The organism is Paenibacillus glycanilyticus (genome assembly GCF_030161375.1).
Classification (GTDB): Bacteria; Bacillota; Bacilli; order Paenibacillales; family Paenibacillaceae; genus Pristimantibacillus; species Pristimantibacillus glycanilyticus_B.
Map to the genome: position 1 here is coordinate 67,069 of NZ_BSSQ01000003.1, position 23,205 is coordinate 90,273.

Sequence of the window (23,205 nt, forward strand, 5' to 3'; positions counted from 1 at the left end):
GGAATTCTTATTAAAAGAATCTTCCTTATGAAATGGATTATTCTTTTATCGATTGTGCCGGCCATCGTATCGACCGAAATGATGTGGCTATCGCTTGCGCCAATCTCAAGTCTTGCCGAAGACTTCTATGGAGTAGGCAGCTTATCCATCACGTTATGCTCCATGAGCTTTATGATTATGTTTATCTTATTTTCTCTTCCCGCTTCCTGGGTCATTGACAAATGGGGTTACAAAACCTCGCTTCTTATAGGCGCGGGACTAACGGCCGTGTTCAGCGTATTTCGCGCCGCGTTCGCGGATGATTTCGCGCTTGTCCTTGTTTCGCAGTTTATATTGGCCATCGGACAGCCGTTTCTGCTTAATCTGGCAACCAAAGTAGCCTCCGACTGGTTTCCGCCCGATGAAAGGTCAACGGCGGCAGGCATTCTGACGCTCGCCCAATATATTGGATTTATCGTCCCGATGGCAATCGCGCCCGCTATTGCGGAAGCATCCGGTATTCCCGACCTGTTTATGTGGTTTGCGGGGTTTGCGGTTCTAGCCGCAATACTTGCAGCTGCCTTTACTCCCGTAAAACCTCCCGACTCCATCACCCATGCCTCCCCTCAGCAAGAGGTTTTGCGATTTGATTCCGTTAAACTTCTATGGCGCAACAAAAGTTATGGGCTTATCTTGCTCATCAGCTTCATTTCGATTGGGATCTTCAACACTATTCTGACCTTGCTCGAGTCGATTCTAGCTCCGCGCGGATTAAATTCCGAAGAAGCCGGACTCGTTGGCGCCGTATTTATTGTTGCCGGCATTATCGGGGCGGTTATTCTTCCCCTGCTATCCGATAAGTACCGGATTAGATCGCCCTTTTTTATAGGTGCAATCACTTTGCTGATTCCCGCATACCTGGGTCTAACTTTTGCGGAACCCATGGTTCTGGTTACCGTCATTGCCGGTATCGCCGGCTTTACGATCATGGGTGTCGCCCCTATATTGTTCCAGCACGGATCAGAGGTGGCTTATCCCGTACGGGAAGGAACCTCGCTTGGCATGATTTTGCTTATGGGGCAAGTTTCGGGAATCGCTTTTGTCTATTTGTTTGAGCTGTTAAATGATGCTTTGCATTCCATCGTCTGGCCGATGCTGCTGTTTGTGCTGCTGACAGCAAGCTTGATTCCTGTTACCCTTCGCATTCAGGAATCTTCCTTACGAGCACCCGCCAAGGAGAACGATCTTAATCCCCCGATGTAAAGGCAGGTGTTGTGATGAGTACTTATATTCTCACCTATGACGTCGGAACTTCCGGCGTCAAGACATGTCTTTATCAGCTGTCCGACTCGGTAACGCTTGTCGCGAGCGCCTTGCACAGCTATGAGCTTTCGATTCTAGACAACGGCGGCGTTGAGCAAGATCCCGCAGACTGGTGGGATGCTATGAAGCACACAACGAAGGAAGTGCTGTGGAACAGCCTGATTCCCGCTTCGCGCATAAGCGGAATATCGTTTTGCGCCCAAATGCAAGGTCTTGTTCTCGTCGACAGCCAAGGCGAGCCGATTCGGAAAGCGATGAGTTATATGGATACCCGCGCTGCAGCGGAGCATCGGCAAGGAATTATGCATGGTTTGCAAATAGCCGGGGCTAACGTATTCAAACTGCTGAAGTCGCTTGCCATCACCCGCGCCGTCCCGGCCAGCGTAAAGGATCCGGTCTGGAAATACAAATGGGTGGAGCGCCATGAACCTGAGCTGTTCCGCCGCGTTCACCAGTGGCTGGATGTGAAAGAATTCCTGATTCACAAATGTACGGGCGAATACGTGATGACGGAAGACACCGCTTATGCCACGCTCTTGTTCGACGCTCGCAAAGGCCGCTTCAGCAAGGAGATGTGCCGGATGTTTGGCGTGAACATCGCGCATTTCCCGAAGGTCATCCCCTCGACCGCGAAGGCCGGCTTGTTAACCGCGGAAGCCGCCGCTGAGCTGCAGCTACAAGAAGGAACGCCCGTATTTGGCGGAGGCGGCGATGCGGCCCTTATTGGAGTAGGAGCAGGAGCCGTTGACAAAGGCGATACCCATATTTATCTTGGCACATCCGGCTGGGTCTCCACGGTTGTGGACCGGCAAATTATTGATGCAACAAGCATGATAGCCTCCATTGTCGGAGCAAGACCGCAGCATTATCATTATTTCTGCGAGCTTGAGACAGCGGGTAAATGCCTCGAATGGGTCAAGAACCATTTGGCTTTGGACGAAATCGGCGTCTACCTGGAGAAAAAACAAATCTCCGATTCCGGAGAGTCCATGTACCGCAGCCTGTATGATTACATGATGCATGCCATCAAAGACGTGCCAGCCGGCAGCAACGGCGTTATTTTCACCCCTTGGCTCCACGGCAACCGCTGCCCGTTTGAGGATGCAAATGCTCGGGGTTTGTTCTTCAATATCAGCATTGATACGGGGAAAACAGAGCTCATCCATGCGGTACTCGAAGGTATCTGTTACCATTTGCGATGGCAGCTCGAGTCGCAGGAACGGAAGATCAAAACTTCCGAGGCGATTCGTTTTGTCGGGGGAGGCGCGCTTGCACCTCTCACCTGCCAGATCCTCGCCGACATTCTCGGACGAACGATCGAAACGGTTGATAGTCCGCAAAACGCGGGAGCCATCGGGGCTGCCGTTACCGCTGCCGTTGGACTTGGCATCCTCCCCGGCATCGATGAGGCCAAAACCCTAATCCAGGTCCAAGCTTCATACAAACCTAATCTGAACAACAAAGCTACTTACGATATTTATTTCGATGTATTCAAATCGCTCTACCGCCGGAATAAAAAAGCATTTGGCATTCTAAATCATGTCAACGGCCGAACAGATGTTTTTCGCGCTTCGCTATGATACAATACATGAATTGATGGGCTTTACACATTTAGGAGGCTTTAAGAACAACTATGCTTATTATTGGGATTGCAGGCGGCACCGGATCGGGGAAAACCTCGGTAGCCCGCTCTGTTATTGAACGGCTTGGCGCAGATAAAGTAACCTTTATCTCTCAAGATAACTATTACAAGGACCATCCTCATCTCAGCTTTGCCGAGCGCGAAGGTCTTAATTATGATCATCCTCTTGTGTTTGACAACGAACTTCTAGTTGAGCATTTGAAACAGCTGAAGTCCGGGCAAGCCGCCGAAGCCCCAGTCTACGACTTCGCTTCGCATGCGCGGTTCAAGGATCGGACAGTTGAGCTCAAGCCATGCAATATTATCGTTATTGAAGGACTGCATGTGTTGTCCGACGAGAATTTGCGCGCCATGCTCGACATCAAGGTATTCGTGGATACCGACCCGGATGTCCGTATTCTCCGCCGCGTGCTGCGGGACATCGAAGAGCGCGGACGTTCCATTCATTCCATTCACGATCAATATTTAAAGACGGTCAAACCGATGCATGAAGCTTTTATTGAGCCGTCTAAAAAATACGCCGACATCATCATTCCCGAAGGCGGAAAAAATGAAGTCGGCATCCAAATGTTATCCATTCTGATGGAGCAATATTTCTAAACAGTATTGTTAAGTGATTAGAGATTAGAGGGTGTCCCATAAGTCATGAAAATGACGGATGGGACACCCTCTTTTTTTATCTAGGTTAAACAGCAGCCTGCGCATTAAATGTTCTTCCGATCGCCATTGCTCAGGGATTCATTTTAATCAACGAGGTATGGTTGGCATCCCTTCACAAAGGCGAACGCTTCGCTTCTCCAGAATCATTTAATGCTCCGTCTGCCCTTCACCTGTTCATGAAATGCTCAAACAAAAAGAAGCCGCCCCTCCCTAAAATGAAGGTACCACCTCACCACTTTAAGTAAACAGAGCTTCTTTAATTCCATGGATCAACTGTCACTATCAATGGACTTGCAAGAAGGTATCCCCGAAAATCATCTCTTTTGCATCATCAATGATGCGGTCAATTGGCCGGGACAGCCTATTAGGCATTATTTTCTACGGTAAAGCTTAATCAAATTGCGTTCAAGAACCGTATTCCCGGACTGGGGAGAAAACAGCTTATTAAGACCAAAGACATTGTTAATCAGATTAACGTCTATTACCCGGGTAATACGAACCTCGTACTTGAATTGCACTTTGGACACGTCCGCGTATAGGTAAGCGGATCGATTAGGTCCTACCTTTGCGGTACAGGATTTGGTTTGACACGGAAAGACCGGCAAAGCAATCGGGGCTCCACTCGACCAATCATACACCTGAACGATCACTTTCCGGCTGCCGTATCGGTTCAAATTCACAACATCCACTATCGCGTAATTCGTGTTTGTGTTGCGACGCAAAATCCCGGTCGTATACGTCGCCCATTTCTTTGTGCTCTTCACCATTGCTCTCGCATCCCCCCTGCATGTCTTACATGCTATAAGAGATGCTAGTGCTAAGAGATTGGCATGGACGATTCCATAAAGACATTAAACAAGCTTTTGAGCTTGTACTTTTTTCCGATAAGACGAATAATACCAGCCAAGCATCGCAATCGCGATAACCGGGCACAAGAACAGCAGCTCATACACATGACTGTACGCATGCACGAGCGAGCTGCCACTCATCTTATGGAGCAATAAACCGCAAATCGCCACCGACAACGATCCGCCGAAGAACTGGATAAGCTGCATCATTCCCATGCCGGAACCGATCAGATGCCTTGGAAGAATGCTGGAGGTTTGATTATTCAGCGATGCCAGAGTTGCCGAAAAGGCAGGCGAGAACAACAAATACCCGCACATGATAACAAAAGGAGAACTTCCGACCGCCGTCATGAACAACGCCATTACTACAGTAAGTATCGCCGTCCCGATGAACAAGAACCGGACATTCCCGTAACGGTCAAGCCATCTTCCCACAAACGGCGTCAACACGGCTGATAAAATAGCGCCGGGCGCGATCAGGAACCCGATGATCATTTCCGATTTATCAAATAAATTCGCAAGCACCAGCGGCATCAAGAACAAATTGCCCAGGTTAATGATAAGCAGACAGAAACCCACGACAAGTAGCCGGATATACCCGGGCTGGCGGAATACTTCCGGGTTAACAAACGTGCCGCTGCCCTTCGCTTTCCGAATATGAATAACATGAAGCGCAATCGTTACGATACTGGCAAGCAGCCAGATTGCGGACTGTTGCGTCACGGCAATCAATAACGTAGTCGCGTTAATAACGGTCCAAGCTGCCCCCCAATAGTCAAAGCTGCCCGGCTGCGGATTTTCCTTCGGCAACAGCTTAAGCAAAACAGGAAGAATGGCCAACACCAGACAAGTAACCACAAACAAGCCGTTCCAGCCAAAATATTCGCTAATGACGCCGCCCACAATCGGCCCAAGTCCAAATGCCATGGCACTGCCGGCCGCAATCATCGAGATCGCCCTGCCTCTTCGTTCAACCGGAATATAACGGCTTGCTAGAACAAGCCCTAATCCGGCCATCGTACCTGCTCCTGCCGACTGAAGAATTCGGGCCGTCAGCAGCAGCGCAAAATTATGGGCAAAAATACCAAGCACCGAAGAAAGCCCCAATATAAGCAGCCCAACCGCTACCAGCTTGCGGATCGGAGCGATGTCCGACAAGCGGCTGTAAATAACCGTCGATAAGGCATATCCGATCGAATAGCTGGATACGATCCACGAACCAAGATCCGAAGTGATTCCAAGATCGTTAATAATGCTTGGAACGGAAACGTTAAACATCGTCGTATTCATCACCACGACAAACAAGCCCAGCATCCACACGGGCATTACAATTCTGTCATTCAAGTTGTTCACCTTGTTTCTCTAAGAAGTTACTTTACTTTGTTTAGTATAACATAAAAAAAGAATTCGCCCGTTTTCGAATAGGCATAGCTAATTTTTCGTTTACAATTTATAGTAGAGAAAGGAATGTAATCGATTCCAAACAGGATAAGGAGGAACGTAATGCTGAAGCTGTTCATTGCGGACGAGGAACAACTTACAAGCAGCCATCCCATCTATGGATTACACTTTGATGAAATCAAGCAACTTATCGATCGCCTTGCGAGAACCATTGAACAAGTAAACAGGACGAAGCAACAGCACTTAAGCATAACGGTCAATATCGGGATCAGCGGTTCGCTGGAATCGACTCGGGACATGCGCACGCCGAAGCGGAAGGTACAACAAGCGCTCGAGCTCATTCAAACCTCTTATGCCGATCACGGGATGACGTTATCCAAAGTCGCCAAAGCCTTGTTCGTCTCCAGCAGCTATCTCTCCACTTTGTTCAAGCAGGAGCTTGGGGTCAACTTTCTCGACTATGTCCATCAGTACCGAATCGGCAAAGCAAAAGCGCTGCTTCAGGCTAGCGACCTGAAAATCCACTCCGTCGCCAAAGAAGTCGGCTACTATGACGAAGCGCATTTTACGAAGACGTTCAAGAAATGGACCGGCATACTGCCGTCCCAATACAAGAAAACTATTGGCTAAACCAAAACAAGACTGTCCCATGCCATACTAAGATGACGTCTGGGACAGCCCTGCTTATACATTCGTTAATTGATGGCTCTGACGGTACGCAAGCGGAGTCATCCCCATCTTTTTCTTGAATACCTGGAACAGGTAGTTCGTATTCGAAAAACCATGGTTCACGGCAATCGACTCAACGGTGTTGGACGTTTCAACCAGCTCCTCGCAAATGCGCTGCAGCCGGAAGTCCTCCAAATAACTGCTGAAGGAACTTACTCCATACCGGTGAAAGACGCGCTGCAGCTGCCTGGTGCTGATCTGAATCCGATCCGCAACCTCTTGCAGCGTGAGCGGTCTAGCGTAATTGTCGTAAATATATTGCTGCGCCATCTCGAACCGATGGGCCTGGATATCGCGGGACGGCAGCATCTGCTGGCCGTCGCGGTCAACCGTCGCTTTGGCAGCGCGCAGCAATATTTGAATCATCGAATGCCGGATCGTTGTATAAGCGCCAAGCTCGCCTGACCTCCAGGCCATATAGGCCTGAAGGAAACAAGACATCGCGTCATGCTGATCCAAAAACGGGCGAAGCGGAAAATCAGTCAACGCCTGCATGCAAGCTTCGGACTCTTTATTTTCCCACTCAGCTCCCCACTCTTCCCGGTCTTCTTCCTCCGGTAGGCGGGTAATATCCACATGCAAACACAGTTCTTCCATTCCGGAACGGTTATCCGCGATTTGCTGATGAACCACTCCGGGACCGGTCAAATAAAACATGCCGCTATTCAGCTTATAAATATGATCAATTAGCGTGACCGTTCCTTTACCGCGCGGGACAAAATGAAATTCAAACTCGGAATGCTTGTGGAACTTGATAAGCTGGCCTGGTTTAAAAGTGGTGAGATGCCACTTCAGAACCCGAATGCCGTAACGTCCCCATCTGAAATGCAGATCAAGCCGTTCCAGCGCATCCGTCTTTTCTTTCATAATGGCATAAGGATACGGTCTAGCGCTTACCTTGCTGTCTGGTTCCATCATCTGCTCCCGATCATCCATGCCAGTCATTGTATTAGCGGATTTCTTCAATACGTACAACTCGCTTCTCTGCAACCGAACGGTTCGAAGCCTCCATCAGCGCTGTCAGATCCTGCGCCATACGGATATTGTCCGTAGCTACTGTGCCATTGTTGATGTGTGCTGCCCATTGTTCAAATGCCTTGCTGCGGCCATCCAATTGCACCGTTTCCGTCCACTCCGACTCTCCGTTTTTGTTGCTGCGAACAAGTACTTTCGAATCCGGCGTGCCGTACAGTACAGTTCCTTCCGTGCCGTGAATCTCGATCGCAAACGGAGAATGGGCATTAACGAAGCCCGCTTCCACGATCCCGATTGCGCCGCCAGCAGTAGTAAGGATCGATACCGCGTTATCCTCTACGTCTTTGCCGGTTACATAACCGTAAGTAGCTTGAACCTGAACCGGCATTTCGCCAAGGAACAGTCTTGTCAGATACATCGGATGGCAACCCAGGTCAATCAGCGCGCCGCCGCCGCATTGCTCCAGGCTATAGAAATGCTCCGGAAGCCAGTTTGCCGTAGCGCCATTGTGCGACAGGCGAACGCGAACCAATGTCACTTTACCCAGAAGACCCGCTTCCAGAACGTTTTGAATCGTTGTTGTATACGAATCGTTTAATCTAGGCAGGGAAACGGTCAGCTTAACGCCTGCTTCTTCAACCGCTGCAACGATTTCGTTAGCTTCCTTCGTTGTAAGCGCCAACACTTTTTCCGTAAAAATATGTTTGCCTGCTTGCGCGGCTTTGACCATTACTTCGCGGTGGATATTCGAAGGCGCATCTACAATTACACCGTCGATATCTTCACGAGCAAGAAGTTCATCCATATTAGAGAAGAAAGGTACGCCAAGTTTATTTGCGGCTTCCTCTCCTCTTGCCGGAATCTCGTCCCATACGGCTACGATTTCCGTATCCGGATGAGCTTGTGCCTCTCTCGTATAATCCCATGCATGTACATGCCAGTAGCTTAACATTGCGACTCTAATCATTGAACGTCCACTCCTCAAATCAGATATTAGTTTAAACTTCATATTTGCGACTTATTTCTAAGTTAGCACACCATTACACAAAGTAAAACTAGAACATAAAGACAATCTGACTATAAAAATACGACACCAAAAAAGAACTTTTCCCTGGAGTATTGACTCCAAATATCGGTCAAACCTATAGTAAGGGCATGCACTTATTTTATTTATAACGGAGGCTGGACATGAGTAAATTACTGAAGGTTGGTATCATCGGTTGCGGCGGTATCGCCAATGGCAAGCATCTCCCTGCACTAAGCAACAACAAAAATGTTGAAATCGTTGCTTTCTGCGACATCGTGGAAGAACGTGCTGTAGAAGCATCGCAAAAATACGGCGCGGAAGGTTCGAAAGTCTACACGGACTACAAAGAACTAATTGCCGATCCGTCCATTGACGTGGTACATGTTCTTACACCTAACGACTCCCACTCCTTTATTACAATAGATTCCCTTGAAGCAGGCAAGCACGTTATGTGCGAAAAGCCGATGGCTAAAACAGCCGCTGAAGCAAGAGCAATGCTGGATGTTGCGAAACGTACTGGCAAAAAGCTGACAATCGGTTACAACAACCGTTTCCGTAAGGACAGCCAAGCTCTTAAACAAGTTTGCGAACAAGGCGAACTGGGCGAAATCTACTATGCTCGCGCTCATGCGATCCGCCGTCGTGCGGTTCCAACTTGGGGCGTGTTCCTGGACGAAGAAAAACAAGGCGGCGGACCGCTTATCGATATCGGTACTCACGCACTTGACCTGACGCTGTGGATGATGGACAACTACAAGCCGGTATCCGTTACAGGTTCCGTATACCATAAGCTTGGTTCGAAAGAAAATGCCGCTAACGCTTGGGGCCCATGGGATCCTGCTAAATTTACGGTAGAAGATTCCGCTGTTGGCTTCATCAAGATGGAAAACGGCGCAACAATCACGCTTGAAGCAAGCTGGGCGCTGAATACGCTGGACATCGACGAAGCGAAATGTACGCTTTGCGGTACAGAAGGCGGCGCGGACATGAAAAACGGCCTTCGCATCAACGGCGAAGCAAACAGCCGTCTGTTCGTGAAAGAAATCGACCTCTCCGCTGGAGGCGTAGCCTTCTATGAAGGCGCATCCGATCGCGATATCGACGTAGAATGCGCAGCTTGGATCAACGCGATCCTGAACGATACGGATCTGGTTGTCAAAGCAGAGCAAGCTCTTGTCGTAACCGAGATTTTGGAAGCGATTTACGAATCCGCTCGCACTGGCGAGACTGTATACCTGAACCGTCAAGCCGTTACGAAATAACACAAAGAACACGCCTTTCGCATTTGCGGAAGGCGTGTTTTTTTGCTTGCCTGGCGTTTTCTTCATCTTCATCATTGCGGAATACGCTGCAGTTTATCCGGATTGCGGACGATATAGATGTTGCGAAGTTGCGCTTCCCGCTGCTCTAGAAAAACGACCGAATCCACCTTGCCTTCGAGCCGGAACACGAAGCCATACTCACCATTCAAAGGTCGAAGCTCGATTGTCATTTTGCTTGGGTCAAGCGATTTGCGGAATACGCCAAACAAGAACTGCGCCACACGCTCCCTTGTCTTAATTGGCCGGATAGCCGAATTGGCTTTGCCGCCCCCGTCGGACACTAGAACAACGTCTGCGGCAAGCATCGACAAAACGGTGTCAACCTCCCCTTCGGATAAAGCCGATACAAACCGGTTAATCCAAGCCTCTTCAATAGTGCCGACAGCCTGCAGTTCCTCTTCCGTTATGCCCATCTTCGCTCTTGCTCTGCTCATCAGCTTGCGGCAGTTCTGCTCGCTTTTGCCCGTTAATTCGGAGATCGCCGGATAATCGAATTGAAACGCCTCGCGTAGAACAAATACCGCCCGCTCCGATGGCGACAACTTTTCCAACAGAGCTAACATGCCATAAGATAGCAGGTCGTGGCGAATGATCTCCTCCAGACCGTCATCCTCATAAGGAGCTATAGGCTCCGGGAGCCACGGACCAACGTATTGCTCCCGCCGGACTCTTGCCGACCGAAGATGATCAAGACAACGGTTCGTAATCATTTTGCATAAATAGGCTTTGGGCTCCTGTAGCTTCTCAAGATTCACGTTCTGTACCTTAAGAAATACGTCATGAACGGCATCCTCGGCATCGGCAGCGGAGCCGATTAGCTGATAAGCCAAGCGGAACAACAATCCCTTGTATCTTTCATACAGCTCCATCCCATGACATCTCCTTATGATTTCAGCATGCTGGCGTAATCCCATACGAAACGTTTGATTTTATAGGAAAGATTTCCCGAGATGATTATATCAAGGCCCCATTTGCGAGTCCATGTCATGCCGCGCCCGGGACCAAGCCCAATCGTAAAACCGTCCATCACCTGTTTATGGCGGGGAGCCGGACTTCCGCTTCGATCGGCGGCCATGATTTTGCCAAGCCGCTGCGCCTGCGGAATGGCTTCCTTGCAGGTCATGCGCGCAGCTTCGCCGCTAACGGGATCAACAATATAGGCGCAATCGCCAATCGCATAGACGCCTTGAGAATTGTGGACTCGGTAGCTTTCGTCTACAAGAAGCCTGCCATCATCCGTAACAGGCAGCCCCAATGAGCGGACCGCGGGATTCGCCACAAGACCTAACGTCCATACGGTTAGACCAACGGGCAGCGTTGTTCCATCCGACAACCTAAGACTGCCGTTATCCTCGCGCACCGCTTTTTTGCGATGATGCACGGCAACTCCGCATTTCCCAAGCTCCTCTTCCAGCTTCCGGCTCGCCTTAACCGGTCCTTCCGCAAACAAACGATCCTGCGAATTAAGCAAGTGGACGCGCACCTCGGCAGGATTAAGACCTTGCCTTACAGCTTCTTCTTTCATGGCGTATGCAAGCTCCGAAGCGGTTTCAATACCGGTAATTCCCGCGCCGGCTACGGCTGCCGTCAGCAGTCGTTGCCGCTCTTCTGCTTTATCCTCCAACCGGGCAGCCCGCATATTATGCATCCATTGCTCCTTGATCCGGGAAGCCGCCTCCTTCCCCGAAAGGGTAATGCCGCCAAGTCCCGCTTCCGCCTCGCGTGCTACGCTGCCTATTGAGATGACCAAAGCATCATAAGCAACATGCTCTATTTGCCCCTCGGCATTCTGGTACTCGAGTTGCTTGGCAGACGCATTCACCTTGCAGGCATTGCCCTGTACAAACGAAGCGGATTCCGGCAATAGCCGGTTCCATGGCACCGTTATCGGATCTTCCCCAACAGCCGGCTTAAACAATAATACCTTGCGCAGGTGATAGGGGTTCGGATCCATCAACAGAATTCTAAGCTTCCGGTCCCCCGCCTCTGCCGCGTTTTGCTTCCAAACCGCCTTTACCGCGTGAATGCCCGCATAACCGCCGCCCACAACAACAACCGTCCATTCCTTCATCATCAATCTCTCCCTCTTTGCTCGTTTGTTAATAGAACGAGAAGAGGCTTTGGTTTGTGACATTGACATTCACTTCAATATTTCACTAACACAAAGTTAACGTTGACGTAAAGATTAACCTGACGATACGATAAATGCGATTGAGAACGCTGTTTCAAGGGAGGGCTTACTCGCTAGATACAAAATCAATAAGGTTGCAAAAAAGTCCGGTTTAACAAAACGGACGATCCGATATTACGGATTAGTGAAGCTATGAATACGATATCTATTTGATAAAAGAGAGGAAAAACCGAATATGTCTTCAACTGCAAAACCCGCTGCGGCTGCCGCGACTTCGCTTAAACCCGCCCAGTCCATGTTCAACCAGCCTATCGCCGTATGGGCCATTGCTTTCGCCAGCATCATCGCCTTTATGGGACTTGGTCTCGTAGATCCGATTCTCCCCATGATGAAAGACCAGCTTCGCGCGTCGGACAGCGATCTTACGCTTCTCTTCACAAGCTATAATGCCGTTATGGCCGTTGCGATGCTGGTTACCGGCGTCATCTCCTCCAAGCTTGGAACGAAAAAAATGCTCCTCACCGGGATCGTACTTATCGCGATCTTCTCCGCTCTTGCCGGAAGCGTCGACAATGTCATGTCGATCGTATGGCTCCGCGCGGGCTGGGGCCTTGGCAATGCCTTTTTTGTAGCTACCGCGCTATCGGCGATTGTCTCGCTCTCCCGCGTTGGCGTAGCCAAATCGATTATTTTGTTCGAGGTTGCCGTTGGTCTTGGCATCTCCGTTGGTCCATTGCTTGGCGGCGAGCTGGGTGCGATCTCCTGGCGCAGTCCGTTCTACGGCGTGGCTTGTCTGATGGTTGTGGCATTCTGCCTGATTACGTTCATGATGCCTAAACCAACTGCACCTGCCGCTACAGCCGTAAAAAAGAAAGCTTCTATTCTTGATCCGTTCCGCGCGCTTAAGCATCGCGCTCTTCTGATCTTCGGCCTGTCCGCAGCCCTTTACAACTTTGGATTCTTCACCCTGCTTGTTTACGCAGCACTTGTGCTTGGCCATCTGCATCATCTGGATGTTCACGGACTTGGTTATGTATTCCTTGGATGGGGGTTACTCCTTGCTTTTACTTCCGTCTTTATGGCGCCTAAGCTGCAGAGACGTTCGGGTACCATCAAGTCAATGTGCATCCAGCTCTTCCTCTTTGCTTGCACCTTGTTTGCAATGGGATATTGGACAACCGAAAAAGCGGTCGTGATCAGCATGGTTGTTCTCGCCGGCGCTTTCCTCGGCAACAACAATACGCTTATTACGACAGCCGTTATGAATGCCGCTCCCGTTGAACGCCCTACCGCTTCCGCTGCATATAGCTTCCTTCGCTTTATCGGCGGTGCGCTTGCTCCCTATTATGCGGTTAAGTTTGCGGAATGGTTCGACTTCCATGCGCCATTCTATATTGGCGGCGGCTTCGTTATTCTGGCCGTTATATTAATTGCTCTCAATCATAAACATCTGAAGCATGTCGATCATGCGGAAGGACATTAATCATAGGAATCAACAAGCTGCCCTTTCGGTTCAGCTTGTTTTTTTATGGAAAGAGGAACATTATAGAGATAATTAATTAGGAGAAGAGGAAGTTGTTTATGAAGAGACTCGTTCTTATTCGCCACGGACAAAGCGTCTGGAATGTCGAGAACCGGTTCACGGGCTGGACCGACGTGGATCTGTCCACCCAGGGGCTGGACGAAGCCCGGGAGGCCGGCAAAATATTAAAAAAACACGGTTACATATTCGATACCGCCTATACCTCCGTCTTGAAACGCGCTATTCGGACGTTATGGATTATCCTCCACGAGATGGATCTCTTATGGATTCCCGATCATAAAAGCTGGATGCTGAACGAACGGCATTACGGTGCCTTGCAGGGACTGAACAAAGACGAAACGGCGGCCAAATACGGAGAAGAACAGGTGCATCTATGGCGCAGATCGGTAGATGTGCGGCCCCCAGCGCTCGACAAATCGGATGAACGTTACCAGATTTCCGATCCCCGCTATAAAGGACTTCAAGACGGAGAGTTTCCGTTAACGGAAAACTTGGAGGACACGGAAGCCAGAGTTCTGAAGTATTGGAACGCCGAGATCGCACCGGCCATTACCTCGGGAGGCCAGGTGATCGTATCCGCGCATGGGAATACGCTGCGGGCTTTGGTCAAATATTTGGATCAGATACCGCCGGACGGCATTGCGGACTTGAATATCCCAACCGGGATCCCGCTCGTTTATGAATTGGACGATAACCTGAAGCCGGTCAAGCATTATTATCTCGGCTGGGAAGGTCCCTACCCGAAAGGTCAAATTCCGACGCATATTACTCATTAGAAGCATCCGCGACTGACTTCAACGACTGATTTCAAATATAAGAATTGTGCTATTCCGCTTCACTGAGCAATCTTGGATTGAATTCAAGCGAACGATCGCCTACAATAGAATCTAATATTGCGTATAACTTCGGCAATACGGGCCGAGGGTCTCTACCGGGAACCGTAAACTCCCGATTACCAGCATGCTTCTTTCAGCATCGATGGTAGTCGGGAGTTTTTTTATTCCATCTAAGAAAGGATAATGACATGAATACCAAACAAAAACTAACCAAACGAATGGAAGTAGCAGCCAAACGCGCAGCCGCAGATCTCATTATACGGAACGGCAACATTGTCAACGTGTTTACGGGGAGCATCACATCCGGCGATATTGCCGTCGTGGACGGCATGATTGCGGGAATTGGAGAGTATACGGACGCCGTTACCGTCATTGACGCGGCAGGCCAGTGGATTATTCCCGGCTTGATTGACGGACATGTTCATATTGAAAGCTCCATGCTTACGCCGCGCGAGTTCTCTAAGGTTGTCCTGCAGCACGGGGTTACCGCCGTTGTGACCGATCCGCACGAAATGGCCAATGTGATGGGAAGCGTTGGGATTCAATACATGCTCGACCAATCGGAAGGCCTTCCGCTCGACATTTACGTCAATCTTCCCTCCTGCGTTCCTTCGACCCCATTCGAGACAAGCGGCGCTACGCTTGAAGCGGAGGAACTGCGCGAATTTTATAAGCATCCCAAAGTATTGGGTTTGGCGGAAGTCATGGATTTCCCGGCTTTGGCATCGGGCAATCCGGGCATGACCAGCAAGCTGGCGGATGCGAATGATTTCGCCGCGCATATTGACGGTCACGCCGCCGGAATTAACGGGGATCTATTAAACCTGTACATGGCCGCAGGTATCCGTACGGATCATGAAGCAATTAACGCGGAAGAAGCAACGCACCGCCTTGAACTGGGCATGTATCTGATGATCCGCGAAGGAACGGTCGCCAAAGATCTGGAAGCCCTACTCCCCGCCGTCACACCGCATAACAGCCGGAGATGCCTGTTTGTAACCGACGATAAATTAATTGATGATCTCCTTGAGGAAGGCAGCGTGGATTACAGCATCCGTCTTGCCGTCAGCAAAGGACTCGATCCCGTTACCGCCATTCAGATGGCAACCATTAACGCCGCAGAATGTTTTGGCCTCCGGCAGCAAGGCGCCATTGCTCCCGGCTATAAAGCCGACCTTGTTATCGTCGACAATCTGGAAGCGCTGGCGATCCGGCAAGTGTTTAAGGAAGGCGTCAGCGTGTATAAAGACGGCGAGCTTGTAGAGGAAGCTTTTGCTTCAAACAGGACTATGTCTCCGGAATCCCTGCATTCTTCCAACATGAAGCAAGGAATGAAGCCTCTCCTGCCGCATGCTCTTCAGCTGCCGCTTGAGTCCGACATCTGTCATGTGATTGGCATTATCCCTAATTCTCTTGTGACCCGTCACTTGACGGAACAGGTCGATCGAGACTCCGAGAAGCGGTTTGTCTCCTCCGTAGAACGGGATCAGCTGAAGATCGCCGTTGTTGAACGCCATCATCATACCGGAAATATCGGACGGGCGATTGTAAAAGGTTTTGGCTTCCGCAAAGGCGCGATTGTATCGTCGGTTGCCCACGATTCGCATAATGTCATATGTGCCGGTGTCTCCGATGACGATATGCGGCTTGCGATCGACCATGTCGTTGCGATGAACGGCGGTCTTGCGGTCGTTGCGGACGGCGAAATTCTAGCTTCTCTATCCCTGCCTGTTGGCGGTCTTCTATCCGAAGAGAGTTATGCGGAAGTGAATAGGCAAATGCAAGGATTGTACGAAGCGCTTCGCAGCATTGGAGATCCGGATGCGTTTAACCCGTTTCTGACGTTGTCCTTCCTAGCTCTTCCGGTTATCCCGGAGCTCAAATTAACCGACAAAGGATTGTTCGAGTTTGCCTCTAACTCTCATATTCCCTTAGAAGCCAGATAGCGACAAGTCTCCTCAGCTTGTTATAATAAGGCAGAGAGGAGTTGAGTGTGCCAGTATGACTCGTTGGGTAGATCAATATATCCGGAATGAAGAACAACAAGCCCGGGTATTGCAAGTTGATAAATTAGCGGCGGCTTTCGCGGAAAGAGCGGCGAAGCATGACCGGGAAGGTTCATTCCCCTTTGATAATTTTGCCGATCTTCGCGAGGCGGGATATTTGAAGCTTACGGTTCCTAGAATGTATGGCGGAGAAGAGATTTCGCTCTATGAAATGGTTATGTTGCAGGAAAGGCTCGCTTATGGAGACGGATCAACCGCGCTGGCCGTCGGTTGGCATATGGGACAAATGCTTCATCTGCGGACCTCGAGGAAATGGCAGGAGCCCGTGTTTGCCGATCTTTGCGCAGCCGTAGTCCAAAGCGGAGCCATGATTAACACCTTCGCCAGCGAAGCCGCTTCGGGCAGTCCAAGCCGCGGCGGCCGGCCGGAGACAACGGCAACTGCCGTGGAAGGAGGATGGCTGATCTCGGGACGCAAAACGTTCAGCACCTTGTCTCCAATCCTCGACCGGTTTGTTGTCTCGGCCTATATTCCCGCCGAAGACAACGTTGCCGAATTTCTCGTGAGCCGCGGAGAACAAGTGTCCCTGATCGAGACTTGGGATACGCTTGGCATGCGCGCGACAGGCAGCCATGATGTCGTGCTGGATCAGGCTTTTGTTCCTGCCGCTCACCGGCTGGCGGGCAAAGGCACGGACGACGGCGCCGGCTGGCTGCTGCACATTCCCGCCTGCTATCTTGGCATTGCGCTGGCCGCGCGGGACTATGCTCTTTCTTTCGCAAACTCCTACAAGCCCGGACAGATGGACAAGCCCATCGCGTCTATTCCATCGGTTCAGCACTCGATCGGCCAGATGGAGCTTGAGCTGCGGACCACCCATACGATGCTGTATACGATTGCGGACCGCTGGGACCGGGAGACGGATAATAGGCCAGCTCTGAAAGCTGACCTTGGTCTCGCCAAATATGTCGTAACGAATAATGCCATCAGAATCGTGGATCTTGCCATGCGGATCGTGGGCGGCACAAGCCTATCCAGGCAAAACCCGCTTGAGCGTTATTACCGGGATGTCCGGGCCGGATTGCATAATCCCCCCATGGATAATGTCGTCATACAGAATTTAGCCGCAACCGCTCTAAGCGAATTTGAATAATGCATCATTAGAGTAGCGCTAGCGTAATTCGGACTTGCCTTGCTTCAGCCTCTCCAGACAAGCTTGGCATACGCAGGCTTTTCCCGATAATTCAGGCGGTATGCGTTCAAAGACTGCTTTCGGAAACGTTTCTTTGCTGCACCAGCATTCTCCGGCTGGCAGCCCTTGCAAGTTGCCGCACTGATTATTCCCTTTGCAAATCGGGCATTCGCTTGCAGAATAATCGGTCATAGCTTCGGCTCCGTGCTAATCTGCCATTTGATGCCGAATTTATCTTCCAACCGGCCAAACAACGTGCCCCAGAACTGTTTCTCCAGCGGCATGATGACGCGTCCGCCTTCTGACATATTGGCAAAAGCCTGCTGGGCTTCTTCATCCGTCTTGAATTCCAGGCTCAGGTCAAAGCTTGTGCTGCCTCCCCGCGGCTCGTGCATCGTATCGGCCATGTAGAAGGTAACGCCCGCAGCTTGAAATACCATATGTATGATTTTATCCTTCATCGATTCATCCGTACCCGGAGCTTGTCCGTACGTCATTTGATCGATGATTTCACCGCCAAGAGCCTGCACGTAAAATCCCGCTTGCTCTTTAGCATCCTCGGAGTAAAAATACGGTGTCAGCTTTGCCATTAGAGTACACACGTCCTTTAGCGATATTTGGTTTGCCAGCTTATTCTAACCTAGAATAACGTTTTTTTCGAGTCTGGCAAGCATAAAAGAAACCGTGCGGGCTTTTAAGCCTGCACGGTTTCTCGCTGTCTTACAACACCCTGACCGGTTCCTTCTCGCTCAGCGTCCGGAGGTAGTTCGCAATAACCCTGGCCAGCTGCTCCGGAGCTTCGACCAAACTCATGTGCGCCACGCCTTCGAACGTATTTTCCTGAATATGCGGGTATTCATAGGTTGACTTCGGCGTTTCCTGTTCATTGACGGAGAACGTATCGTCCGGAGCAACCACTTCATCATCCGCGCCGGCTACAAGAAGAACCGGATATGGCGCATCATGCAGCATGGCGCTGCGGTCCGGCCTCATCATCATGCCTTCCAGCGTATGAATGGCGCCTTTCGGTGACATGTTCAGTCCCGCTTGCTTCACCTTTTCCACTTCGTCCGGCATTTCCTCGCGTTTGGAATCTTTGAACAGCTTCGGAATCAACTCGTGCACGTAAGGCTCGATCCCTTCCTTCCCGATAAAGTGAATATCCTGATACCTCTTCCGTTTCACTTCTTCGGTATCCGGCAGGGCCGTGGAGTGTATTAATCCAAAGCCAGACAGCTTGTCTGGGTATCTATCCGCGAATGCCAGCGTGACGTAACCGCCAAGGGAATGCCCGAATACAACCGTCTTTTCAATTCCGAGCGCTTCCGCCAAACCGTTAATATCATCGGCCATAACTTCCATCGTGTACACATTGTCAGGTACCGATGTTTCGCCATGACCCCGCAGCTGCGGCATGATGATTCGGTAATGTTCACTCAGAAGCGGACAAACATTGTGCCAATAATGGGACGATCCGCAAAATCCGTGTATCAGAATAATTGTTTTTTCATTTTCTTTACCGCATTCTTCATATACCATATCGATGCCGTTAACATGTACCGTATGCTTTTCCATCGATAACACATCCTTTTTTAATTGGAGTTGCAACCATGTCATTAAATAACCAGCAATTGAACGGATGAAACAGTTGTTATAAAAAACGATAAAAAAACAGCCCTGGGCACAAAAACCCGGGGCTGTAATCGTACTGCGGAAGCATATGTTCCTTATTTGGATACCGTCTTATTATAGATGCCGATTTTGTCGGTAATTTGTTTGGCGGCATCGTCCAGCGCGGCCTTAACATCTTTCTTGCCCGTGAACACTTCTTCAATCGCGCCTTCCACTGTCTGACGCGCATCCGGGAATACGCCCATCACGGCTCCTTGGCTTGCCGTGCTTGGCTTGGAGGCATGCAACTGGTCCACTGCCGTCTGGAACTGCGGATACTTCGCCAAGTTGTCCTTGACGATTTGCTCATCGTAAGCTTTAGTTGTGATCGGGAAGTAACCGGTGTTAATATGCCACTGTGCTTGAACGGCCGGTTCAGCCAAATACTTAATAAATTCCCAAGCGGCTTGTTGCTCTTCTGCCGGTTTGTTGTTCAGAATCCATAAGCTTGCTCCGCCAACAACAACGCCGCCTTCGGAGGATGCGTCCGGCTTCGGCAAGAAAGCCGTACCCACTTCGAATTTGCCTGCCGCGCCGTCCACAATCCCGCGCAGCGAAGCCGTGGAATCAAGCGTCATGGCGATTTGACCGGCGAGGAACGCTTTTTTTGTATCGTCCGTTTTACGGCCAAGATTCAGAACCGACTTATTATCAACCAAACCTTTCCACCAGTCGAGCGTCTTGATGGCCGCTTCCTGATTCACAAGCGATTCGGTTGCGGCCGTCTCGCGGCCATTGCCGTTGTTAACGAGATCCTTGCCCTGATTGGCGAGCAGCTGCTCCATGAACCAGCCGTAGATGGCGAAGGATGCTCCCGTCACGTTGCCCGATGTCAGTTTCTTGGCATCCGCGGCCACTTCATCATAAGTGACAGGCGGCTTGTTTGGATCAATGCCGGCTTTTTCAAACAGGTCCTTATTATAGTAAAGAATCGGATTGGACGTATTAAATGGCATGGAATACTGTTTGCCTTCAAAGGTGTAGTAGCTGCGGATATTCGGCTCAAGCGATGACACGTCATAACTTTCCGCGTCGATGAACTGCTGTACCGGCGTAACCGCACCGGAATCGATCATGAATCTCGAACCAATCTCGTACACCTGAATGAGCGATGGACCGGACTTCGAATCCATAGAAGCCTTAAGTTTGTTCAAGCTCTCGTCATAGGTGCCCTGGAATACGCCTTCTACCTTAATATCGGGATGCGAGGCATTAAAATCGCTGACCAGCTGGTCAGCCGCTTTGCCAAGCTCGCCGCTCATGGAATGCCACCAAACGACTTTGACCGGTTCTTTGGCTGGTTCAGTGGAAGCTCCGCCAGCATTTGCGTTGGTCTCCGTATTGGAAGCCGTAGCCGTTGGTGCCGGATCATTCCCCCCGTTATTCGGATTTGATGCGCAGGCCGATAGAGGCAACACAAGCATCGCCGCTACAGGAAGTACCATTGTCCAATTGCGTTTAACCATGATTCACTCTCTCTCCCTTTAACTAATTATTTATATATGGTCCATAAAGGACATATACCTGAACATGTACCTGAACACCGTGAAGCTCAACCCTTTACGGCACCCGCCGTAATCCCCCGTACCAGCGGCTTCAAGCCTAACGCCAGCAGAACAAACGAAGGCACAAGAACAAGCGCCACGCCGCAAAGAACCAAGTTCCAGCTCGTCAATTCCTCGAACTGAAGCATCGCGATTCCGATCTGAACCGTTCTCATCGCATCGCTGCTCGTGATAAGCAGCGGCCATAGATATTGGTTCCATCCGTTTAAGAACACGTATACGGCTAACGAAGCCGCAGCAGGTCCGGATAACGGCAGCACAACGGAGAAGAAATGGCGGAAATGTCCGCAGCCGTCGATCCGAGCCGCTTCGAATAGTTCGCGAGGCAGCTGCAGAAAGAACTGACGGAGCAGGAACACGCCAAACGCCGAGGCTGCGAATGGGACGATAAGCCCTTGGAACGAGTCGAGCCATCCCCAGCTCTTCACCAGCAAATAATTCGGAATGATGGTCACTTCCCATGGGATCATCATCGTGCTGATAAACAGCGCGAACCAGAACCTGCTGCCGGCAAACCGAATGTAGACAAAAGCGTAAGCGGCAAGCGCTGCCGTCAGCACCTGTAGAACCATAATGCAGGTCGCTAGAACAAAGCTGTTCAGGATAAAGCCAATAATTGGTACCGTATTGATCGCGTTTCTGAGCTCCGCCGTATGAAGACCGGAAGGCAGCAGCTTGGGCGGGTATTGGCTAGCTTCGGCCGGTGTCATAAAGATCTGGGCAAGCAGGTATAACAACGGTCCCAGCACAAGCAGCGACAGCAGGATAAGTACGCCGTATCGGCTAATCGTTCGGACTCGATTACGCAATGCCGTCACTGATAACGCACCTTCTTTCCAAGAACGAGGAATTGTACGGCCGTGAGCAGCAGCATGAGGACAAATAGGACGATCGCCAAAGCGCTGCCGGTTCCGAACTGATAATTGACAAACGCTTCCCGATAAATCGAATACACCAGTACATCCGTAGAGCCGGCTGGACCTCCCCGGGTAAGGATATTGATTTGCCCGAAGGATTGGAACGCATTCATGATGGACACGACGGCTAGGAAAAAGAGCGTTGGAGACAGAAGCGGAAGCTTAATGGAGAAAAAGGTTCGCCATGACGAAGCACCGTCAATCCGGGAGCTGTCCATAATATCGTTGTCGAGCCCTTGAATGGCGGCTAACAGCAGGACAAAAGGAAATCCGGAATTCATCCAAATCGTCATGAGAGAGACGGAACCAAGCGCTGTTCCGGGATCGGTCAACCATTGAACGGGTTCCATTCCGATTTGACCAAGCAAATAATTGAGCATGCCTAGCGACGGATGGTACAGGATCATCCACAGAATGGATGCCGTTCCGACGGAAATCGCCAGCGGCATGGAGAAGATAAAGCGGAATAATTTGTTGCCTCTGCCGGCGGAATGGACCAGGCTTGCGCAGAGCAAACCGAGAGCAAGTCCAGCGGGCACCGTGAGCAGCGTGAATTGGACCGTGATCCATAAGCTGCTCCAGAAAGCGGATGACTCCAGCATTTGCGTATAATTGTCCCAGCCAGCATAAGCAGCAACCCGGCCACGCGGATCGGTAAGCTGAAAGCTGAGATAGACGGAGCGGACCATCGGATAAAAGAGGAACAATAGAAATACGGCGAGACTAGGCGCTAAAAACAGATAACCGAGCAGCTGCTCCCGAATCCGTCTCAGCCTGCTTGCGCTCAGCCTGTTACCTTCCGAGACGACAGTTGCGGGGGATATAACCGAGTTGGACTTGTCCGAATAGAGGGATGAGTTCATCTGTGGCTGAAACCGCCCTTCCAAGTGATTAGCCTTCCTATAAAGGCTTGGCAAGTCCTACAATAACCGTTAATTGTCAGAATAATGTCATAATAGTATTAAGATTCCGAAATATGATAGCGCTTAAATTGAAAGAAAGAGGAATCATATAAAGATTTGATTGGTTTTTAAATGAATAAACGGACGATAGACCTATTTTTTATGTTTTATATATTAATGAAGCAAAAATTAAAATAGAAGTAATCTATTCTTTTTGATATAAAAACTGTTTCATCTCCCGTTACAAGGGTTAAGTATCTATCAAGCAACAAGAAACAAGCAACGCAAACAAAACAACAAAGCACTTTGAAAGAAAGGTGATTACTATGTTAGGTTGGGCATTAGCATTCTTCATCATCGCAATTGTCGCTGGACTGTTTGGCTTCCTGGGCATCGCTTCCGCGCTGGCCGGCATTGCAAAAATCTTGTTCGTAGTCTTTCTCGTCCTGTTTGTCATTTCCCTGATATTCGGACGAAGACGAGCATAACCAAGCAGCATCAAATCAATGAACGAACTAAAATGAACGAACTAAAAT

At 50.1% G+C, this 23,205-nt stretch carries 22 protein-coding genes and 1 riboswitch; of the genes, 10 read left to right on the forward strand and 12 right to left on the reverse strand.

The window, feature by feature from the left end; translation table 11 throughout:
• Positions 1-27 precede the first annotated feature (27 nt).
• From QQK89_RS04050 to udk, 3 genes are read left to right on the forward strand one after another with little or no spacing between them, the layout of a single operon-like run.
• Positions 28-1,242 (forward strand): MFS transporter, encoded by a 1,215-nt coding sequence (locus QQK89_RS04050; protein WP_284237162.1) that lies wholly within the window; start codon positions 28-30, stop codon positions 1,240-1,242.
• Positions 1,243-1,256: 14 nt separating this feature from the next.
• Positions 1,257-2,882 carry a xylulokinase gene (locus QQK89_RS04055; RefSeq protein WP_284237163.1) on the forward strand — a complete coding sequence of 542 codons (1,626 nt, stop codon included), beginning with the start codon at positions 1,257-1,259 and terminating at the stop codon, positions 2,880-2,882.
• Positions 2,883-2,935: 53 nt separating this feature from the next.
• Positions 2,936-3,544: a uridine kinase gene (gene udk / locus QQK89_RS04060; RefSeq protein WP_284237164.1), complete on the forward strand. Its 609-nt coding sequence runs from the start codon at positions 2,936-2,938 to the stop codon at positions 3,542-3,544.
• A 431-nt stretch (positions 3,545-3,975) separates the two neighbouring features.
• Here udk and QQK89_RS04065 read toward each other — a convergent pair whose 3' ends face one another.
• Positions 3,976-4,371 carry a hypothetical protein gene (locus QQK89_RS04065; protein WP_284237165.1) on the reverse strand — a complete coding sequence of 132 codons (396 nt, stop codon included), beginning with the start codon at positions 4,369-4,371 and terminating at the stop codon, positions 3,976-3,978.
• An 84-nt stretch (positions 4,372-4,455) separates the two neighbouring features.
• Positions 4,456-5,805 carry an MFS transporter gene (locus QQK89_RS04070; RefSeq protein WP_434481622.1) on the reverse strand — a complete coding sequence of 450 codons (1,350 nt, stop codon included), beginning with the start codon at positions 5,803-5,805 and terminating at the stop codon, positions 4,456-4,458.
• Positions 5,806-5,955: 150 nt separating this feature from the next.
• Here QQK89_RS04070 and QQK89_RS04075 point away from each other — a divergent pair, with 150 nt between their 5' ends.
• On the forward strand, positions 5,956-6,483 hold the full coding sequence (locus QQK89_RS04075) for a helix-turn-helix domain-containing protein (protein WP_284237167.1): 528 nt from the start codon (positions 5,956-5,958) through the stop codon (positions 6,481-6,483).
• A gap of 54 nt (positions 6,484-6,537) precedes the next feature.
• On the opposite strand, the gene QQK89_RS04080 is transcribed toward QQK89_RS04075, so the two are convergent.
• Positions 6,538-7,548 (reverse strand): helix-turn-helix domain-containing protein, encoded by a 1,011-nt coding sequence (locus QQK89_RS04080; RefSeq protein WP_349816708.1) that lies wholly within the window; start codon positions 7,546-7,548, stop codon positions 6,538-6,540.
• Entirely contained in the window at positions 7,532-8,524 is a 993-nt protein-coding gene (locus QQK89_RS04085) for a Gfo/Idh/MocA family protein (protein WP_284237168.1), read from the reverse strand. The genes QQK89_RS04080 and QQK89_RS04085 overlap by 17 nt, the downstream gene beginning before the upstream one ends.
• Positions 8,525-8,745: 221 nt before the next feature.
• Here QQK89_RS04085 and QQK89_RS04090 point away from each other — a divergent pair, with 221 nt between their 5' ends.
• Positions 8,746-9,846 carry a Gfo/Idh/MocA family protein gene (locus QQK89_RS04090; RefSeq protein ID WP_284237169.1) on the forward strand — a complete coding sequence of 367 codons (1,101 nt, stop codon included), beginning with the start codon at positions 8,746-8,748 and terminating at the stop codon, positions 9,844-9,846.
• A gap of 71 nt (positions 9,847-9,917) precedes the next feature.
• Here QQK89_RS04090 and QQK89_RS04095 read toward each other — a convergent pair whose 3' ends face one another.
• Together QQK89_RS04095 and QQK89_RS04100 are read right to left on the reverse strand one after the other, a co-directional pair.
• Positions 9,918-10,775: an RNA polymerase sigma-70 factor gene (locus QQK89_RS04095; protein WP_284237170.1), complete on the reverse strand. Its 858-nt coding sequence runs from the start codon at positions 10,773-10,775 to the stop codon at positions 9,918-9,920.
• Between the two features lie 14 nt (positions 10,776-10,789).
• Positions 10,790-11,980: an NAD(P)/FAD-dependent oxidoreductase gene (locus QQK89_RS04100; protein ID WP_284237171.1), complete on the reverse strand. Its 1,191-nt coding sequence runs from the start codon at positions 11,978-11,980 to the stop codon at positions 10,790-10,792.
• Positions 11,981-12,272: 292 nt separating this feature from the next.
• On the opposite strand from QQK89_RS04100, the gene QQK89_RS04105 reads away from it, so the two are divergent.
• From QQK89_RS04105 to QQK89_RS04120, 4 genes are all read left to right on the forward strand, one after another.
• Positions 12,273-13,520 carry an MFS transporter gene (locus QQK89_RS04105; protein ID WP_284237172.1) on the forward strand — a complete coding sequence of 416 codons (1,248 nt, stop codon included), beginning with the start codon at positions 12,273-12,275 and terminating at the stop codon, positions 13,518-13,520.
• A gap of 98 nt (positions 13,521-13,618) precedes the next feature.
• Positions 13,619-14,356, forward strand: a complete 738-nt coding sequence (gpmA, locus tag QQK89_RS04110; protein WP_284237173.1) for a 2,3-diphosphoglycerate-dependent phosphoglycerate mutase — start codon at positions 13,619-13,621, stop codon at positions 14,354-14,356.
• Positions 14,357-14,457: 101 nt separating this feature from the next.
• A riboswitch (purine riboswitch) is annotated at positions 14,458-14,555 on the forward strand.
• A 49-nt stretch (positions 14,556-14,604) separates the two neighbouring features.
• Positions 14,605-16,362 carry an adenine deaminase gene (ade, locus tag QQK89_RS04115; protein ID WP_284237174.1) on the forward strand — a complete coding sequence of 586 codons (1,758 nt, stop codon included), beginning with the start codon at positions 14,605-14,607 and terminating at the stop codon, positions 16,360-16,362.
• Between the two features lie 55 nt (positions 16,363-16,417).
• Positions 16,418-17,575: an acyl-CoA dehydrogenase family protein gene (locus QQK89_RS04120; protein WP_284237175.1), complete on the forward strand. Its 1,158-nt coding sequence runs from the start codon at positions 16,418-16,420 to the stop codon at positions 17,573-17,575.
• Positions 17,576-17,593: 18 nt separating this feature from the next.
• On the opposite strand, the gene QQK89_RS04125 is transcribed toward QQK89_RS04120, so the two are convergent.
• The 6 genes from QQK89_RS04125 to QQK89_RS04150 all read right to left on the reverse strand — a co-directional run bounded on the left by QQK89_RS04125 (position 17,594) and on the right by QQK89_RS04150 (position 22,630).
• Positions 17,594-17,806, reverse strand: coding sequence for a cysteine-rich CWC family protein (locus QQK89_RS04125; RefSeq protein ID WP_284237176.1), 213 nt, complete (start codon positions 17,804-17,806; stop codon positions 17,594-17,596).
• Positions 17,803-18,204: a VOC family protein gene (locus tag QQK89_RS04130; protein WP_284237177.1), complete on the reverse strand. Its 402-nt coding sequence runs from the start codon at positions 18,202-18,204 to the stop codon at positions 17,803-17,805. Before QQK89_RS04130 ends, QQK89_RS04125 begins: the two co-directional genes overlap by 4 nt.
• 130 nt (positions 18,205-18,334) lie before the next feature.
• A complete protein-coding gene (locus QQK89_RS04135; protein WP_284237178.1) occupies positions 18,335-19,189 on the reverse strand; it encodes an alpha/beta fold hydrolase in 855 nt (284 codons plus the stop codon).
• A 152-nt stretch (positions 19,190-19,341) separates the two neighbouring features.
• The gene (locus QQK89_RS04140; protein WP_284237179.1) at positions 19,342-20,751 is read right to left on the reverse strand and encodes an ABC transporter substrate-binding protein; all 1,410 of its coding nucleotides are present in this window, start codon (positions 20,749-20,751) and stop codon (positions 19,342-19,344) included.
• A gap of 86 nt (positions 20,752-20,837) precedes the next feature.
• Positions 20,838-21,659, reverse strand: coding sequence for a carbohydrate ABC transporter permease (locus QQK89_RS04145; RefSeq protein ID WP_284237296.1), 822 nt, complete (start codon positions 21,657-21,659; stop codon positions 20,838-20,840).
• A gap of 5 nt (positions 21,660-21,664) precedes the next feature.
• Positions 21,665-22,630: a carbohydrate ABC transporter permease gene (locus QQK89_RS04150; RefSeq protein ID WP_284237180.1), complete on the reverse strand. Its 966-nt coding sequence runs from the start codon at positions 22,628-22,630 to the stop codon at positions 21,665-21,667.
• Between the two features lie 365 nt (positions 22,631-22,995).
• Between QQK89_RS04150 and QQK89_RS04155 the strand changes: the two genes are divergently transcribed.
• Complete coding sequence (locus tag QQK89_RS04155) at positions 22,996-23,157, forward strand: DUF1328 domain-containing protein (RefSeq protein ID WP_284237181.1); 162 nt, start codon at positions 22,996-22,998, stop codon at positions 23,155-23,157.
• The last annotated feature ends 48 nt before the right edge of the window (positions 23,158-23,205 follow it).